This is a genomic window from Limnobaculum xujianqingii (assembly GCF_013394855.1).
GTDB classification, from domain to species: Bacteria; Pseudomonadota; Gammaproteobacteria; order Enterobacterales; family Enterobacteriaceae; genus Limnobaculum; species Limnobaculum xujianqingii.
The window spans coordinates 1,654,016-1,669,741 of sequence record NZ_JABMLK010000001.1; the positions used below are offsets into that span (position 1 = coordinate 1,654,016).

Genomic DNA, 15,726 nt, shown 5'->3' on the forward strand with positions numbered 1-15,726 from the left:
GAGGTGCCCTATTTTTACCCGCGTAGCTAATTTTTGCCGCAAGGTACTCACCCGAGAGTCTGATTCAGACATACAGGAACAGAACCACAACACTGATGATGTCGTGGTCATTCCCCGTGCGCAGCACACCATTTCTCGTAAGGACATTAGCGATAATGCCCTGAAAGTCCTGTACCGATTAAATAAATCGGGATATGAGGCCTATCTGGTTGGCGGCGGTGTCAGAGACCTGCTGCTGAATAAAAAACCAAAAGATTTTGATATCACAACCAATGCGACACCAGAACAGGTGCGCAAGCTGTTCCGCAACTGCCGCCTGATTGGTCGCCGCTTTCGTCTGGCCCACATTATGTTTGGCCCGGAAATTATCGAAGTTGCTACCTTCCGTGGTGTGCACAGCGATAACAATGACAAAAATGAATCTCAGCAAGCTAATAACGGCATGCTGCTACGTGATAACGTCTATGGCTCCATTACTGAAGATGCTCATCGTCGCGATTTTACCGTTAACAGTCTGTACTACAGCGCTGATGATTTCACCCTGCGTGATTTCACCGGAGGACTGCAAGATTTACAACAGGGCATTATCCGCCTGATTGGCGACCCGGAAACCCGCTATCGTGAAGATCCGGTCAGAATGCTCAGAGCTATTCGTTTTGCCGCCAAACTTGCTATGCGTATTGAGACAGCAACCGCAGAGCCGATTACTCGTTTAGCCCATTTGCTACGTGATATTCCCCCGGCACGACTGTTTGAAGAAGCTTTAAAGCTGCTACAGGCTGGGTACGGCTACCCTACTTATCAATTGCTGCGTGAACATAACCTGTTTAAGGCTTTATTCCCGCTGATTGACAAGAGCTTTACGCCGCAGGGCGACAGCAACATGGAGAAGATCCTCAGCCAGGTGCTGAAGAATACTGACCAACGTCTGCAAAACGGTAAGCGTGTCAATCCGGCATTCCTGTTTGCAGCCATGCTGTGGTATCCGCTGGTTGAGCATGCCCAGAAACTCACTCAGGAAAGTGGCCTGGCCTATTATGATGCCTTTGCCCTTGCCATGAATGACATTCTGGATGAGCAGTGTATGACGCTGGCCATTCCTAAACGAATTACTTCGTTAGTGCGTGATATCTGGCAATTACAGCTGCGTCTGCCTCGTCGTCAGGGCAAGAAAGCCTATAAGCTGATGGAACATCCAAAATTCCGCGCCTCGTTCGATCTGTTGCTGCTCAGAGCCGAAATTGAAAAAGGTGAAGTTCAGAAACTCAGCCACTGGTGGGATGAATTCCAGCAGGCCGATATGCAACGCCAAAAGACCATGCTTAATGCGCTGGGTGATGAACCATCCCGCCATCGCCGGTCTCGTCGGCCACGCAAGAATACGCCTAAGCCGCAGTAACTTTCTGACTTAAGCCTCCTCCCGGAGGCTTAATAACATAATGGACAGAGATAATGACTCAGGTATTTATCGCATTAGGCAGTAATCTTAATCAGCCACTGGCTCAGGTTGAAGTGGCACTGAATGCTATAAAGCTGATCCCTCAGACTCACCTGGTCGCCTGTTCGCCATTATATCGCACCAAACCATTAGGCCCACAGGACCAACCTGATTATCTGAATGCAGTAGTAGAACTGGAAACCCAGCTTTCTGCTGAGCACCTGCTTGATGCTACGCAGGCTATTGAACTCAATCAGGGACGGGAAAGAAAAGAACACCGTTGGGGACCCCGTACGCTGGATCTGGATATTTTACTGTTTGGTAATCAGACTATTAACACCCCGCGTCTGACAGTTCCTCATTATGATATGCACAACCGAGGGTTTATGCTTTATCCACTGGCTGATATTGCTCCAGACCTGATTTTTCCTGATGGCAGCACGCTGGCTTCGCTGCTGTCCCGGGTACCGGCTGACGGATTAGAGCGCTGGTTTCCTTAGTTATTATCGCTAACTGAATACCATCATTTTTACTGCGAAACCGCTTTAACGGGCCGTTGAGGCAATTGTATTTTTGTTATTCTTAGTTATGTGCAGATTATTTAAGGACTATTTTTACAAAAGGCAATCATCTATCTATGCTTGAGTAACGGCCTGAATTGTCAAATGTGAATAACTTCAGTGCTCAACCTTTCGGGGTCATGTTATGTTTTTTGACGGTGTCATCATTAACATCAGTATTGTGCTGACTGGTTTTTATTTTATTTCCAAGCTGTCTAAACTTCCTTTAGATGCCGCTCTTCCGTTGGGAAAACAAATACAAATTGGCCTGTGCAATGGTCTCCTGTGTTTCACTTTGATGAAATTTTCTATTCCTACTATCAATCACACACTGATCGATTTACGCCATATTCCCCTGATCGTTGCAGCTTGCTATATCGGACCGGTTCCCACCCTGATTACAGCCCTAATCATTTCGGTTTCCCGTGTGGTTATCAACTTTAACGATACAGCCCTTATTGTTTCTGTTTTTTATGCATTCCTGGGAATTGTACTGGCGTTTTGTTCACATTATATTCAGAAGTCCCTGCGCTATCGTGCCGCATTGTTCAGCGTTATTACCGTTGTTTTTATCTGTATTGCCTATGCCATCGCTACACAAAACGTAGCTAAAATAATTAAATTCACTTTTTTAATGACGCTGTTTTCCACTATTGGAATGTTGCTTTCGCTGATGCTATTAAAGGACCTTAAACAGCGAAAAATAGAGATGCTGACATACCAGGGGCTTGCCCAGCAGGACTTCCTCACCAGCTTACTGAATCGCAGAATGTTCGATCAGGCAATACAGAGCATTAATCTGTCTAAGCAAAATGTTGTATTGATGCTGATGGATGTAGATTATTTTAAACAGATTAATGACCAGTATGGTCACGATGCTGGCGATCGTGTCCTGAGAGATATTGCCCACATCCTTGACTCTTACACCGCCTATGGACAGAAGACATTTCGAATTGGTGGAGAGGAATTCTCAGCTATTCTGATTGATTGCCCAATCCCTCTGGCAAAAAAAATCGCTGAAGATATTTGCCGTAAAGTGGAAAGTCATGCCTGTATTCTGGCCAATGGTGAGGTAATCCATGCCACTATTTCGATTGGCATTAGCGGCAGTGGACCACATTATAATAAAAACAGCCTGTCCCTGTTTCGACGCGCGGACCGGGCGCTATATCAGGCAAAATCAGACGGCAGGAACCGAATATCCTACGCGTCTGATGATATCTACCACGACCCAAATTCCGCTTAATAACTCAGCTTATTGCTTTGGTACCATCGGTTTAATATCCGAACGGGTATTAGCAATACGTTCGGCCATCGCCTGAATACTATCTGAACTTAAGATATATAAACGTTTCAGGGTAAAAGGATTATCGCCTGGTTTAACCTTTCCTCTGACGGTGGTCACTGCCAGACGATAACCTGCCAGTTTCGCTGCCTGAATCGCATTGTCGTTATAACCACCAAACGGATAGGAGATATATTGCACTCGTGGATTAAATTGGGTTAGTGCCCGACGAGAGCGTTCAAAATCTAATTCAATATTATGTTCATCACGGCTCAATAACACCGGACGTTTATCATCCGAATAACGATGCAGGAAATGAGTATGTGACTGGATATCGAAGACTTCCTGAATCTGTTTTAGCTCGCTGATACTCATAAACTGTAAAGAGTTCGGATCCCAGTTTTGTGGATCGTGCTTAATCCGCGATGAAATAATAAAAGCCGTTGCCTGAAGCTCATATTTTTTCAGAATCGGATAAGCGTAGCGATGCACCGATTTCAATCCATCATCAAAGGTTAATACTACCGCCTTTGCCGGAATATTAAGGGTATTATTCAAATAACCCTCTAGCTGATACAGGCTGATAGTTTGATAATTTGCCTGCTTCAGGTAGGCCATTTGATTATCAAATGCCGATACCGAAGTGGTGGTTGAGGTATGACGAAAATATTTATTCTCGCTATCCTGCAAAATATGATGATAGGTCAGTACCGGCACGCCGTTGTCCAGTTCGCATTCATCTGCCTGAATGTATTTAGCATCATCGCCGATATTAATTTCATACCACAGAGAACCATCCTCGCCTCTTAAACGACCAAGAATGGGATAACGTAGATTCTCGTTCAGTACTCCAAAAACTTTACTGGTATCTTTTGGCCGATCGTAAATCGTCGTTGGACGAACAGTGATCAGGTTCTGATTTAGCTTTTGTAGATCGGCTAATGCCAGTCCCAAAGCTTTTTTCGATTTAGTGAGAGGTAAGACGGCATCTTTCGGGATCAACCCATGGGCGTTACCAAAAGTAAATTCGTAGTAGTTAGGGCTCAGAGGGTAGACCATAATCTCCTGATCTTTATCCACACTACCCACGTTAATAATGTCATTGCCAACTTGAGCCATAATCTGGCTGTCACGAATAATGCGTACCTGAACTGGTTTTATATCATCACTTTGCGATTCACCTTCTGCCGCAGCACAGGTCGAAAATATAAACAAAGGTAATGTAATCAGCGTAATGAGAAGAGACTTAAGACGCATAAGTTATATTTTTCTTATAGGAATACAAAACACCGGAAATACCAGAACTGAATATTAAAATTGTTCTTATGCAATTATGTAATAAATTGCCTGATGACAGGATCGTTACATCTGGCATGCCACTATTTATTAAAATAGCGGTAATGCCCATTAATTTTCCATAAAAACAGAATATCTTCAGCCCGAGCACCGGAACCTATATTGTGAACAATCAACGGCCTGCCTTCGCGGGTATAACGATCGGTCACAATACCTATATGGGGTAGTCCATTATCCAAACGCCAGGAAACAATGTCACCAGGTAAGTAATCCCTTGCATTGAGTGAGACTGGCTGTTCCATTTTATGCCGTTTAAAATAAGTTTCAAGATTCGGCACTCGTCGATGATCAATATTTGTGTCCGGTTTCTTCAATCCCCAATTGCGTGGGTAAGAAGAAAAGTTTCCTTTCATGTCCTGATGAACCAATTGCTGTAAATCCGCACCCTGCTGGCGCAAAGCCCGAATCACCACATCAGAACAAACACCTCGTTCAATATCTACATCACCGCCGGGATACTTCAAAGAAACATAAGCCGGATCGTAATAACGCGTTTTTCCTATCTGGTCTTCAGCGCTTAACGCCAACGCCTGATTAGTTTGTTTTTTCACCGGTGTTGCAACCGAAGCTGTTGTTGCACGAACCGGAGTCTGACTGTCTGACTGAAGAGAACCGCTGAAAAAAATAGCGGCACCAAACATAAGCAAAAGTGCTGCAACCGTACTGAAAATCTTCATCCCTGAATCCTTTTCTGACAGGTCTTAACAAAAGAACCCGAAAACAAATGTAATTTGATTAAAACTACACTTAAATTCGGGCTCCACACTGCATGATTACTGTTAGCTACGTAAACCGCGGCCGCGGGAAATTAACCACCAGCTTAACAGATAAAATGCCACGGTAAACGCAATTAGCACCCCAAAAGTCAGGGTTAATGTTACGTCTGAAATACCAAGAAAACCGTAACGGAAACCGCTAATCATATAAACGATTGGGTTTACTTTCGACACCATCTGCCAGACTGGAGGAAGCAGCGTCAGGGAATAAAACACCCCGCCCAGATAGGTCAGCGGCGTCAACACGAAGGTTGGTACGATACTGATATCATCAAAGGTTTCTGCAAAAATAGCATTCACCAATCCACCTAACGAAAACAGCACAGAGGTCAGTAGCAGAGTGACTGCAATCACCCACCAGGAATGAATTTCCAGCGAGACAAAAAACAGTGACACCAGAGTAACCAACACACCTACGCAAATACCGCGAGCAACACCGCCACCCACAAAACCCAGGATGATGATGTGCGTCGGTACCGGTGCTACCAACAGTTCCTCAATACTGTGCTGATATTTAGCACCAAAGAATGATGAAGCTACGTTGGAATAGGAGTTGGTAATCACTGACATCATGATTAAACCAGGCACGATAAACTGCATGTAGTCTACGCCCTGCATCTCACCAATACGCGAACCAATCAGGTTACCAAAGATAATAAAATAGAGCGTCATGGTGATCACTGGTGGAACCAGAGTTTGCACCCAGATACGGCCGAAACGAGTGACCTCTTTTATCCAGATACTTTTTAACGCTATCCAGTAGAGATTCATCATTCTGCCTCTTCCTTATAATCATTAACCAAATGAACAAATAACTCTTCGAGTCGGTTGGCCTTATTACGCATGCTCAACACTGAGACACCCTGTGCACTAAGCTGAGCAAATACGCTATTCAGCCCCTGCTCTCTTTCTACTTCCACTTCTAATGTTGAGGTGTCCAGTAACCGACTGATATAACCTTCCAGATGAGGAATTGGACTTTTGGGAGCTAAATCGAGAATAAAGGTTTCTGATTTTAGTTTCGCCAGCAGCTCACGCATCGAGGTATTTTCCACCAGTTCTCCCTGACGAATAATACCAATATTACGGCACAGCATTTCTGCCTCTTCCAGATAGTGAGTGGTAAGAATAATGGTAATTCCCTGTTGATTCAGCTCTTTCAGGAACTGCCACATTGATCGACGCAGCTCAATATCAACACCAGCGGTTGGTTCATCAAGAATTAACAACTTCGGCTGATGCATTAATGCACGGGCAATCATCAGTCGACGTTTCATACCACCGGAAAGGCGCATGGCTTTCTCATTACGCTTTTCCCACAATTCTAAACGTTGCAGATAGGTTTTCGCACGGGACAACGCTTCCTGACGAGGAACACCATAATATCCCGCCTGGGTTATCACAATCTGCATAACCGTTTCGAAGGGGTTAAAGTTAAATTCCTGAGGAACCAAACCCAACTGGCGTTTGGCATTCACTAAATCATTATCAATGTCATAGCCAAATACGCGCACATGACCCGCGCTTTTATTCACCAGAGAGCTGATAATGCCAATTGTTGTGGATTTACCGGCTCCATTAGGGCCAAGCAGCGCATAAAAATCGCCGGCTTCCACGTTCAGATTTATGCCTCGCAACGCTTTCACGCCACCGGCGTAAACTTTACTTAATTGCGATAACTCCAACGCGTATGTCATAAATTAGGGATTACCTTGTATTGATGCAAAAAAATAGAAACCGTCCGCAAAATGCGGCCGTTCTTTATGGTGCTAGCTTAATCGTTACATCAAAAGTTAACAAATTAAAAATTAACACTTTTGAAACATATCAATCGGGTATAACATAATCTTCTTGCTGTTATCCCACTACCCAACGGGTCGAGCATGCTATTTTCACTGATGTTCATAGATGCCCGCGCCATTGGTATGAATAACCTGCAACACCATAAACGATAGTCAATCCGTGGTTCTGTTTTGAAAAGTACCACCATTACCTTATATTAACGCCATTAAAAACTACGAGCTATTAAACTGTATGAAAGAAATAGAACGACTAATGCATAATAATGAGGTCTGGTCAGCCAGTATCAGCAAGGACGACCCCGAATTTTTTGAGCGTTTGGCACTAGCACAACGGCCACGCTTTTTATGGATTGGTTGCTCGGACAGCCGTGTTCCAGCAGAACGGTTAACCGGTCTGGAACCTGGCGAACTATTTGTACACCGCAATGTTGCTAACCTGGTCATCCATACCGACCTTAACTGCTTATCCGTCGTTCAGTACGCCGTTGAAGTACTGGAAGTAGAACACATTATTATTTGTGGTCACTATGACTGTGGCGGTGTAACCGCGGCAATAAATAACCCGGAGCTGGGCCTGATTAATAACTGGCTGCTACACATTCGCGACCTCTGGTATAAACACAGCTCACTGATTGGTGAACTACCGCCAGAAAAACGTGCTGACCTGCTAAGCGAAATCAATGTCGTTGAGCAAGTGTATAACCTTGGCCACTCCACCATTGTTCAGTCCGCCTGGAAACGCGGGCAAAAAGTTCTGATTCATGGGTGGGTATACGGTATGCAGGATGGTAGATTACGCGATCTGGAAGTCAGTGCTAATAGCCGTGAATCCCTTGAGTTATTGTATCGCAAAGCGATATCCAATTTGCTACTGACAGACAGTAAGTAGACCTCAGCAGCAATACAATAAAAGCGGAATAATCGAAAAACGGTCATTCCGCTTTATTTTTACTGGTGATTACTCGTCCAGCAGTACAACCTTACCCACATAAGGCAAATGGCGATAACGCTGTGCGTAGTCGATGCCGTAACCAACCACAAACTCATCTTCAATCGAGAAACCAATATAGTCGATTGGTACCGGAACTTCGCGGCGTGATGGCTTATCCAGCAGAGTACACAGTGCAATAGAGTTAGGCTCGCGCAACTGCAAAATTTCACGCACTTTAGTCAGGGTATAACCTGTGTCAATGATGTCCTCAACGATCAACACATCTTTACCACGAATATCTTCATCTAAATCTTTCAGAATTTTAACATCACGATTGCTGGTCATACTGCTGCCATAGCTGGAAGCAGTCATAAAATCGACTTCGTGATTTACCGTGATCATACGGCATAAGTCAGCCATAAAAATGAAAGAACCGCGCAATAGCCCAACCAGGACCAGCTCTTTGCCGCTGTCGCGATAATGTTGATTAATTTGGGTGGCGAGTTCAGCAATGCGTGTTTTCACGTCTTGCTCGGAAATCATAACTTCAACAATGTGTTTCATAGAAAAATCCGATCAGTTTGCCTGAACGTAGATCCTTTGGCTGAAAGAAAGCACGAGAGTTTACCACAACTCTTTCGCTGGCGCGATGCGTGCTTTGGGTGGTCAATCTTATTGAAATGACTTATTTATGTATAAAAAATAGCCGGTTAACTAAGGAATTAACCGGCCAGATAATTAATTTTTTAACCCGGCGTCTTCTTCAACCTGACGTACAATGGCTTTACCCATCCACTGAACGATATCCTGAATTTGATCTGAATCCAGGTTCCAGATGTCTTTAAACACCAGAAAAACTTCTGAACCGTAAATTAACGAGAAGGCATGTTTCATGCGGTTCAAATCGGCTTCTGCTACCTGATTTTTTAACGGTTCCGCCGCCATTTCAACCAAGCGCTTACGATTCCCCCGGACAAACAGCTTTTCTTTATCCGTCTCTTTATCCAGTCGCTGAGCGCGCAAATCGGCCCACTGTTGTAAAGAGACGCGTAAAGCCGCTCTCAGAGCACCTTCATGTTTTTCCATCTGAGGATAAGCAAATGACAATAAAGCAGAAATTCGCTCACTTACGGTATCTTGCTGAGGCCGCCACTCTTGTATTGGCCCTAAGCTTTCATCGACAATCGTCGAGACCAGAGCACTCTGAGTAGGAAAATAGCGATAAGCCGTAGCACGAGAAACTCCGGCTTCATTTGCCAGCTCGGTAATAGAAGGAAACCATCCCTTCTCAAGCATTTCCATGGCGGTAGAAATCAGCTTATTCAACGTACGGGCCCGAGCACGAGTCAACATTGGTTGCCCTTCATTTGAAGCGACTTTTTTTTCATTTTGTAAGTCATTTCTCATTTTTAATATGATACTCTAGTCTCATTATGGCTATTTTACATACATGGAGTACAGTATGTGACGTTTACTAACTATTACCTCGTCTAAATAAATTCAGAGCCAAGGAAATGTTACGATGAAAAGAAAAACTGTTTATGTTGCAACGACTTTTGATACCAAAAGTGAAGAGGCTTTTTACATTCGGGACCTGATTAATGCAACTGACCTTTTAGTCACCACCGTTGATTTATCGACCAAATCTTCAGACAGCCAATTTGACACGACCTTTTCCGCACAAGATATCGCCGCCCATCACCCACAAGGAGCCGCAAGCGTGTTTTGTGGCGATCGTGGAAAATCGATGGTAGCGATGGCTCAAGCTTTTGAAAAATTTATGCTATCCCGGGACGATGTGGCAGGAATTATCGGCCTTGGAGGATCAGGTGGTACATCTCTGGTTACTCCGGCAATGCAAGCATTACCTATTGGCTTACCTAAACTGATGGTGTCCACCATGGCTTCCGGCGATGTATCAAACTACATTGGCGCCAGCGACATCGCCATGCTCTATTCGGTTACTGATATTGCCGGCCTGAACCGTATTTCCCGTCAGGTACTGGCGAATGCTGCCCATAGTATTGCCGGTGCAGTAAAGTTTGTTATTCCTGAAGTTAAAAATGAAAAACCGGCTTTAGGTCTGACGATGTTTGGTGTGACAACACCCTGTATGCAGGCCATTTCAGCCCAGTTAACCGATAAGTTTGACTGCCTGACTTTCCACGCAACCGGAACCGGCGGCACTGCAATGGAAAAACTGGCTGCCAGCCATTTACTGGACGGGCTGCTGGATATTACGACAACTGAAATCTGCGACCTGCTGTTTGGTGGAGTACTGGCCTGTGGCCCTGACCGTTTGGATGTTGTGGCCCAAACCGAACTTCCTTATGTCGGCTCCTGTGGCGCGCTGGACATGGTCAACTTCGGCAACCCGAATACTATACCTGCACACTATAAAGACCGTCTGTTCTACCCCCACAATGCTCAGGTAACGCTAATGCGTACTACTAAAGAAGAAAATCAACAAATGGGTGAATGGATTGGTCGCAAACTGAATGCCTGTAACGGCGAAGTACGTTTTCTGATACCGGAAGGTGGCGTTTCCGCGCTGGATGCACCTGGTCAACTATTCTGGTCACCAGAAAATGATGCCGCCCTGTTTGAAGCCCTGGAAAAAACCGTGATCCAAACTGAACGCCGTCGTCTGATCCGCGTTCCTTACAATATTAACGATCCGCGTTTTTCCGATGAGGCGGTTAACCAATTTCATCAAATCTGGAACAAAAAATAAGGAGTTCCTATGTCACGTTTTACCCGTGAAGAGCTATTACAAAAATTTCGCGCCATGATTGCACGTAAAGAACCCATTATCGGCGGTGGTGCCGGTACCGGGCTGTCAGCTAAGTGTGAAGAAGCGGGTGGTATCGACCTGATTGTTATCTATAACTCAGGACGCTATCGCATGGCGGGTCGTGGATCTCTGGCTGGTTTGTTGGCCTACGGCAATGCTAACGACATTGTTATGGAAATGGCTAAAGAAGTCTTGCCGGTAGTGAAAAACACCCCGGTTTTAGCCGGTGTAAACGGTACCGATCCTTTCGTCAATCTGGATGTATTTTTAGACGATGTGGCTCGGGTTGGCTTTTCCGGAGTACAAAACTTCCCGACCGTGGGTTTGATCGATGGTAACTTCAGGGCCAATCTTGAAGAGACCGGGATGGGATATGGGCTGGAAGTTGAGATGATCCGTAAAGCTCATCAAAAAGGCCTGCTGACTACCCCATACGTCTTCAGCGAAGCTGATGCCATTGCCATGACGGAGGCCGGTGCCGATATCATCGTTCCTCATATGGGCCTGACCACTGGCGGTAACATTGGTGCGGAAACCGCCATGAAGCTGGAAGATTGTGTTCCGGTGATTAATGCCTGGGCTAAAGCGGCTAAAAGCGTGCGCAAAGATATTATTGTGCTTTGTCACGGTGGCCCTATATCCTCTCCGGAAGATGCGCATTACATTCTGGCTAACTGCCCGGATTGTGATGGTTTCTACGGAGCCAGCTCAATGGAGCGTCTGCCAACAGAAGTCGCACTGACGGATACCACCCGTCAGTTTAAGAATATAACCCGGTAACTACTAAAAAGCCTGCCAGTACTATACTGGTGGGCTTTGAGGCTGTTGATAAACCCTGATAGTTCAGTTTTCTATCTTAAGATAGCCAATCGTTGGGGTCGACTTGGCGTAAGCCAACGACAAACAGGCAAAGCCTGTTTGAACAGCGCTAGCGCTGGCCCGAAGGGCAAAACACCAAAGGTGTTTTGTAACGGCCCCTAACCCGACCAGGCCCAACGCACTCCATAGCTGAGTACAGATGGTTTACCGACCGTTCTCAGTGTAGATATTAGTACCATGTCATTACGGTCGGAATATTCACAGGTGCTGATTGAATAGAATTTATCAACAGTCTCAACTACTTATAAATTTCCGCAGAAACCCGCCAATACGGCGATGTATCAAAAGAACGCGCGCCGATAACGCGAAAGTAGGTTGCCCCGGCTTTTTCCGCCTTCTCTCCTATGGCCTGCACGGCCTGATCAAAGGTTTCAACTCTTACCGTATCGCTAATCACCCCCAGACTGGTCAGATTCATCTTTTCAGCCTGTTGGGTATTAATAATTTCAGTAATGGCATAAGCCGAATTAAGACTTAAAGCGAGAAATGCAGCAGTCAGTATCGAAGATACCTTCATGGCTTTTATCCTTCAGGATTTTACATTCTGCTTATCATACGCTGGATTTTCAGGAGGGAGAAGCTATCGCCAAGCCGGATACCTGCCTGACGGCAGGTTATCCATAGCGAGATTTAACACTCAGAGATTAACGATAAATCTCTGCAGCAACACGCCAGTTATTTGAGTCATCATTAGAGTTAGCTGCAATTACACGATAGTAAGAAGCATGTTGGCTTTCAGCTTTCTTAGCAATAGCACTAACAGCCTGATCCATATCAGCTACGCGAACTGAGCCTGAAATTGTACCCAAGCTTTGTAAGCTGGCTGCCTGTTGGCTACTGACTTCAGTTGCAGCATAAGCAGAACCAACGCTAAATGTTAATAACAGAGCAGCTAAAGTTGTTGATACTTTCATGATATATACCTTCTATAATTTTCAAATTTTTTGAATATGATTTTCAAAATAATTAAATATAAAATCAAACCATTATTTAACACATTGATTAAAATGGCCATTCAATAAAAATCTAAGTCAATTTAATTCAAATCTTGTGTGAATAATAAAATCAAAAATGTGATCTGGATTAGCTTTTAATGCTTATTTTTTTAACATTTGCATAATTAGCACTCAACAAAACCAACACATTCTAGTAAATTCACAGACTTAACCCCTTTTGATTTTTAGTGCTATTACAGTTGATTCTTTCTTTTCAATAAAATACTGTACCGTACAGTACGAATATGGAGAGAAAAATGGGACTAAGTAAAGAAGACCGCCGGACACACATTCTTCAGAAAGCTACAGATATCTTTTTGAATCATGGCTATGAACGCACTTCTATGGATGAAGTTAACGAGTGTATCGGCTGTTCCAAAACCACTCTGTACAAGTACTTCAGTTCTAAACAGGAGTTGTTTGTTCATGTAATTGACCATTCAATTCATACCTATACCCAAGTGATTATTAATGCAATCACACAGCTTCAGAACCGGGAAGTAGATTGCTGGCAGGCTTTACATACCTTTGGTGTCAGCTACCTAAACCTGCATCTGTCACCTGTGATGTTGAAAATCACCCGCATGATCATTGCCGAATGTGAACATATTGGTATTGGTGAGTTGATGTATCAACAAGGCCCACTAAAAGGTTGGCTAAAAATATCCGCACATATCCAACTGTTGATGGAACACCGCATATTGCGTCAGGCCGATCCATTTGTTACCGCCATGCAGCTTAAAGGACTGCTGGAGGCAGGACTAATTGATAAACGACTGCGCGGAGCTATTTCAGATGTAAGTGAAGAAGAGGTTCAACGTCAGGTAGATAACGCTCTCGATACTTTTCGACGCGCTTATGCACTAAATCAGGATGCAATATCCACAAATATAAAAATGGAAGGAAATAAATCATGATTCAAACCAACATTATTCACGACTTGGTTTACTGGATTGAAAGCCATTTAGAAGAACCACTTAACGTCAAGCGCGTAGCGTCAAAATCGGGCTACTCTCAATGGCATCTGCAACGGTTATTTAAAGATATTACCGGCGACTCACTCGCCTATTATATCCGCAAAAAACGCTTACAAAGCGCTGCCTCAGAGTAAAAGCAGAGTAAAAGAAGCATTGCAGAAATCGCCTATCAATACCAGTTTGACTCACAGCAGAGCTTTACCCGGGCATTTAAGAAGATGTTCTCGACCACCCCTTCGGACTATCGCTACCACAACTAAAAAGTACTGTCTGAATGCTTTCAGGCAGTACTTTTTGTCAACTTATGAAAACGCCATAAAGCCAATAGAAACAATTAAAATTGTGCCAAAGCTGGACAAAACCGCAGATCCCCTATCAGAATGAATATACAGAACTCGCTGTATCAAAACGGTATAAAAAAATTTGTCATCCTCTAACTGTATGATACCGTCAATACCTTAATGAACTAATTATCTAGCTAATGAACAACAAATCACCGTTTAATTTACCGTTATTATTACTGTCGCTAATTGGGTTTTCATCTACCTGTCAGGCATTAACAGAGTCAGAAGCTGAGGAACTTGCCGATCTTACTGCGGTTTTTTTCTATCTGAAAAAAGAGTGCGGCTACAAAGATCTTCCTATCCCTGAAATAAAGCGTGCTTTAATCTATTTTGCACAACAAAATCATTGGGATCTGGCAAACTATAATCAAATCAATATGGAAGAATTAGGTCAGTCAAGTTATGACGATTTGAGTCGTATTCCCGTCGATAAAGATAAGAAATGCGCGGCGTTAGCTAAAGACTCGTTTGGTATCATGAACAATTAATCAGTAAAGCACCACGCTTTTAAACTCATTGGCTATACCCACCGTTTATTTCCCCATTTGGCGATTGTTTTTTCAACGTCAGGAGAGATAAAACTTTCTTTCAGCCCGTCTCAGGCTAATTCTCTTAATAAAACAATCAAATAGCCATTAATCGTGCATAATCCCCCCTAGTTCGCTATTATATTGCGCTAACTTTTTATCCAGCCCGGAGGATTAGCGGTGATGTCAAATAAAGAAACCTGGTTTGAAACCCTATACAGCGGCTTTGGTCAGTTTTTTTCTATTAATAAAACGTTATATCACAGCAAAACGGAACATCAGGATCTGATCATTTTTGAAAACGATCTGATGGGTAGAGTAATGGCGCTGGATGGCGTAATACAAACCACCGAGCGCGATGAGTTTATCTATCACGAAATGATGGCCCATGTACCGATTCTGGCTCATGGTAAAGCTAAGCGAATTCTGATTATCGGCGGTGGTGATGGTGGAATGCTGCGTGAAGTATGCTGCCATCAGAGCGTTGAACATATTACTATGGTAGAAATTGACGAAAACGTCGTGGAATTTTGTCGGGAATACCTGCCAAACCATAACGCCGGTGCCTATGAAGACCCACGATTCAATCTGGTGATTGAAGATGGCGTAAACTTCGTTAACCAAACCGATCTGAAGTTTGATGTGATTATTTCAGACTGTACTGACCCTATCGGTCCGGGTGAAAGTCTGTTTACCTCTGAGTTTTATCAGGGCTGTGCTCGTTGCCTGAATGAAAATGGTATCTTCGTTGCTCAAAACGGCGTGTGCTTTTTACAGCAGGATGAGGCGGTTAACAGTCATCAGAAACTCTCTACCTATTTTGAAGATGCCAGTTTTTATCAGGCGGCTATTCCCACCTATTACGGTGGCATCATGACCTTCGCCTGGGCCAGTCAGAATCCACTATTGCGTCAGCACGATCTGGCAACGCTGGAATCACGCTTTAAATCACTGGGAATTCATTGTCGCTACTATAACCCGGCAATCCATGTTGGCAGTTTCGCCCTGCCCCAGTATTTACTGGATGCCCTGAATAAATAACAGGGCGTTCTCTAACCATAA

The 15,726-nt window shown here is 44.1% G+C and carries 18 protein-coding genes and 1 pseudogene; 11 read left to right on the plus strand and 8 right to left on the minus strand.

Going from position 1 to position 15,726, the window contains the following annotated elements:
• Positions 1-10: 10 nt before the first annotated feature.
• The 3 genes from pcnB to GOL65_RS07500 all read left to right on the plus strand — a co-directional run bounded on the left by pcnB (position 11) and on the right by GOL65_RS07500 (position 3,244).
• Complete coding sequence (gene pcnB, locus GOL65_RS07490; protein WP_140919973.1) at positions 11-1,399, plus strand: polynucleotide adenylyltransferase PcnB; 1,389 nt, start codon at positions 11-13, stop codon at positions 1,397-1,399.
• Between the two features lie 53 nt (positions 1,400-1,452).
• Positions 1,453-1,938 (plus strand): 2-amino-4-hydroxy-6-hydroxymethyldihydropteridine diphosphokinase, encoded by a 486-nt coding sequence (gene folK, locus GOL65_RS07495; protein WP_140919974.1) that lies wholly within the window; start codon positions 1,453-1,455, stop codon positions 1,936-1,938.
• A 205-nt stretch (positions 1,939-2,143) separates the two neighbouring features.
• Entirely contained in the window at positions 2,144-3,244 is a 1,101-nt protein-coding gene (locus tag GOL65_RS07500) for a GGDEF domain-containing protein (protein WP_140919975.1), read from the plus strand.
• 9 nt (positions 3,245-3,253) lie between these two features.
• Here the strand turns inward: GOL65_RS07500 and GOL65_RS07505 are convergent, their stop codons facing one another.
• The 4 genes from GOL65_RS07505 to GOL65_RS07520 all read right to left on the minus strand — a co-directional run bounded on the left by GOL65_RS07505 (position 3,254) and on the right by GOL65_RS07520 (position 7,112).
• Positions 3,254-4,540, minus strand: a complete 1,287-nt coding sequence (locus tag GOL65_RS07505; protein WP_140919976.1) for a polysaccharide deacetylase family protein — start codon at positions 4,538-4,540, stop codon at positions 3,254-3,256.
• Positions 4,541-4,662: 122 nt separating this feature from the next.
• A complete protein-coding gene (locus tag GOL65_RS07510) occupies positions 4,663-5,316 on the minus strand; it encodes a DUF1287 domain-containing protein (protein ID WP_322091092.1) in 654 nt (217 codons plus the stop codon).
• A gap of 102 nt (positions 5,317-5,418) precedes the next feature.
• On the minus strand, positions 5,419-6,189 hold the full coding sequence (locus GOL65_RS07515) for an ABC transporter permease (RefSeq protein ID WP_130592963.1): 771 nt from the start codon (positions 6,187-6,189) through the stop codon (positions 5,419-5,421).
• Positions 6,186-7,112: an ABC transporter ATP-binding protein gene (locus GOL65_RS07520; RefSeq protein ID WP_140919977.1), complete on the minus strand. Its 927-nt coding sequence runs from the start codon at positions 7,110-7,112 to the stop codon at positions 6,186-6,188. Before GOL65_RS07520 ends, GOL65_RS07515 begins: the two co-directional genes overlap by 4 nt.
• A 337-nt stretch (positions 7,113-7,449) precedes the next feature.
• On the opposite strand from GOL65_RS07520, the gene can reads away from it, so the two are divergent.
• Complete coding sequence (can, locus tag GOL65_RS07525; RefSeq protein ID WP_130592965.1) at positions 7,450-8,106, plus strand: carbonate dehydratase; 657 nt, start codon at positions 7,450-7,452, stop codon at positions 8,104-8,106.
• A 69-nt stretch (positions 8,107-8,175) separates the two neighbouring features.
• Here the strand turns inward: can and hpt are convergent, their stop codons facing one another.
• Positions 8,176-8,712 (minus strand): hypoxanthine phosphoribosyltransferase, encoded by a 537-nt coding sequence (gene hpt, locus GOL65_RS07530; RefSeq protein WP_140919978.1) that lies wholly within the window; start codon positions 8,710-8,712, stop codon positions 8,176-8,178.
• 174 nt (positions 8,713-8,886) lie between these two features.
• Entirely contained in the window at positions 8,887-9,555 is a 669-nt protein-coding gene (locus GOL65_RS07535) for a TetR/AcrR family transcriptional regulator (RefSeq protein WP_140919979.1), read from the minus strand.
• Positions 9,556-9,670: 115 nt separating this feature from the next.
• Between GOL65_RS07535 and GOL65_RS07540 the strand changes: the two genes are divergently transcribed.
• Positions 9,671-10,882: a Tm-1-like ATP-binding domain-containing protein gene (locus GOL65_RS07540; RefSeq protein ID WP_140919980.1), complete on the plus strand. Its 1,212-nt coding sequence runs from the start codon at positions 9,671-9,673 to the stop codon at positions 10,880-10,882.
• A 9-nt stretch (positions 10,883-10,891) separates the two neighbouring features.
• Positions 10,892-11,722, plus strand: a complete 831-nt coding sequence (locus GOL65_RS07545; RefSeq protein ID WP_140919981.1) for a phosphoenolpyruvate hydrolase family protein — start codon at positions 10,892-10,894, stop codon at positions 11,720-11,722.
• A gap of 337 nt (positions 11,723-12,059) precedes the next feature.
• Here GOL65_RS07545 and GOL65_RS07550 read toward each other — a convergent pair whose 3' ends face one another.
• Both GOL65_RS07550 and GOL65_RS07555 read right to left on the minus strand, forming a co-directional pair.
• Positions 12,060-12,338, minus strand: coding sequence for a YdgH/BhsA/McbA family protein (locus GOL65_RS07550; protein ID WP_140919982.1), 279 nt, complete (start codon positions 12,336-12,338; stop codon positions 12,060-12,062).
• Positions 12,339-12,465: 127 nt separating this feature from the next.
• A complete protein-coding gene (locus GOL65_RS07555) occupies positions 12,466-12,735 on the minus strand; it encodes a YdgH/BhsA/McbA-like domain containing protein (protein ID WP_140919983.1) in 270 nt (89 codons plus the stop codon).
• 338 nt (positions 12,736-13,073) lie between these two features.
• On the opposite strand from GOL65_RS07555, the gene GOL65_RS07560 reads away from it, so the two are divergent.
• The 5 genes and pseudogenes from GOL65_RS07560 (at position 13,074) to speE (ending at position 15,705) form a co-directional block, all read left to right on the plus strand.
• Entirely contained in the window at positions 13,074-13,733 is a 660-nt protein-coding gene (locus GOL65_RS07560) for a TetR/AcrR family transcriptional regulator (protein ID WP_179038211.1), read from the plus strand.
• A complete protein-coding gene (locus GOL65_RS07565; RefSeq protein WP_140919985.1) occupies positions 13,730-13,927 on the plus strand; it encodes an AraC family transcriptional regulator in 198 nt (65 codons plus the stop codon). Before GOL65_RS07560 ends, GOL65_RS07565 begins: the two co-directional genes overlap by 4 nt.
• A 15-nt stretch (positions 13,928-13,942) precedes the next feature.
• Positions 13,943-14,053 (plus strand): annotated as a pseudogene (locus GOL65_RS22575) (helix-turn-helix domain-containing protein); the annotation flags it as partial.
• Positions 14,054-14,274: 221 nt separating this feature from the next.
• Complete coding sequence (locus tag GOL65_RS07575) at positions 14,275-14,625, plus strand: YacC family pilotin-like protein (RefSeq protein ID WP_140919986.1); 351 nt, start codon at positions 14,275-14,277, stop codon at positions 14,623-14,625.
• A 222-nt stretch (positions 14,626-14,847) separates the two neighbouring features.
• Positions 14,848-15,705 carry a polyamine aminopropyltransferase gene (gene speE, locus GOL65_RS07580; protein ID WP_140919987.1) on the plus strand — a complete coding sequence of 286 codons (858 nt, stop codon included), beginning with the start codon at positions 14,848-14,850 and terminating at the stop codon, positions 15,703-15,705.
• The last annotated feature ends 21 nt before the right edge of the window (positions 15,706-15,726 follow it).

Coding starts and splice junctions, on each gene's coding strand:
- GOL65_RS07575 (WP_140919986.1), top strand. CDS start 14,275: ATGAACAACAAATCACCGTTTAATTTACCGTTATTATTACTGTCGCTA.
- can (WP_130592965.1), top strand. CDS start 7,450: ATGAAAGAAATAGAACGACTAATGCATAATAATGAGGTCTGGTCAGCC.
- GOL65_RS07540 (WP_140919980.1), top strand. CDS start 9,671: ATGAAAAGAAAAACTGTTTATGTTGCAACGACTTTTGATACCAAAAGT.
- GOL65_RS07520 (WP_140919977.1), bottom strand. CDS start 7,112: ATGACATACGCGTTGGAGTTATCGCAATTAAGTAAAGTTTACGCCGGT.
- hpt (WP_140919978.1), bottom strand. CDS start 8,712: ATGAAACACATTGTTGAAGTTATGATTTCCGAGCAAGACGTGAAAACA.
- GOL65_RS07565 (WP_140919985.1), top strand. CDS start 13,730: ATGATTCAAACCAACATTATTCACGACTTGGTTTACTGGATTGAAAGC.
- GOL65_RS07555 (WP_140919983.1), bottom strand. CDS start 12,735: ATGAAAGTATCAACAACTTTAGCTGCTCTGTTATTAACATTTAGCGTT.
- GOL65_RS07560 (WP_179038211.1), top strand. CDS start 13,074: ATGGGACTAAGTAAAGAAGACCGCCGGACACACATTCTTCAGAAAGCT.
- GOL65_RS07545 (WP_140919981.1), top strand. CDS start 10,892: ATGTCACGTTTTACCCGTGAAGAGCTATTACAAAAATTTCGCGCCATG.
- GOL65_RS07535 (WP_140919979.1), bottom strand. CDS start 9,555: ATGAGAAATGACTTACAAAATGAAAAAAAAGTCGCTTCAAATGAAGGG.
- GOL65_RS07550 (WP_140919982.1), bottom strand. CDS start 12,338: ATGAAGGTATCTTCGATACTGACTGCTGCATTTCTCGCTTTAAGTCTT.
- GOL65_RS07505 (WP_140919976.1), bottom strand. CDS start 4,540: ATGCGTCTTAAGTCTCTTCTCATTACGCTGATTACATTACCTTTGTTT.
- folK (WP_140919974.1), top strand. CDS start 1,453: ATGACTCAGGTATTTATCGCATTAGGCAGTAATCTTAATCAGCCACTG.
- GOL65_RS07510 (WP_322091092.1), bottom strand. CDS start 5,316: ATGAAGATTTTCAGTACGGTTGCAGCACTTTTGCTTATGTTTGGTGCC.
- speE (WP_140919987.1), top strand. CDS start 14,848: ATGTCAAATAAAGAAACCTGGTTTGAAACCCTATACAGCGGCTTTGGT.
- GOL65_RS07515 (WP_130592963.1), bottom strand. CDS start 6,189: ATGATGAATCTCTACTGGATAGCGTTAAAAAGTATCTGGATAAAAGAG.
- GOL65_RS07500 (WP_140919975.1), top strand. CDS start 2,144: ATGTTTTTTGACGGTGTCATCATTAACATCAGTATTGTGCTGACTGGT.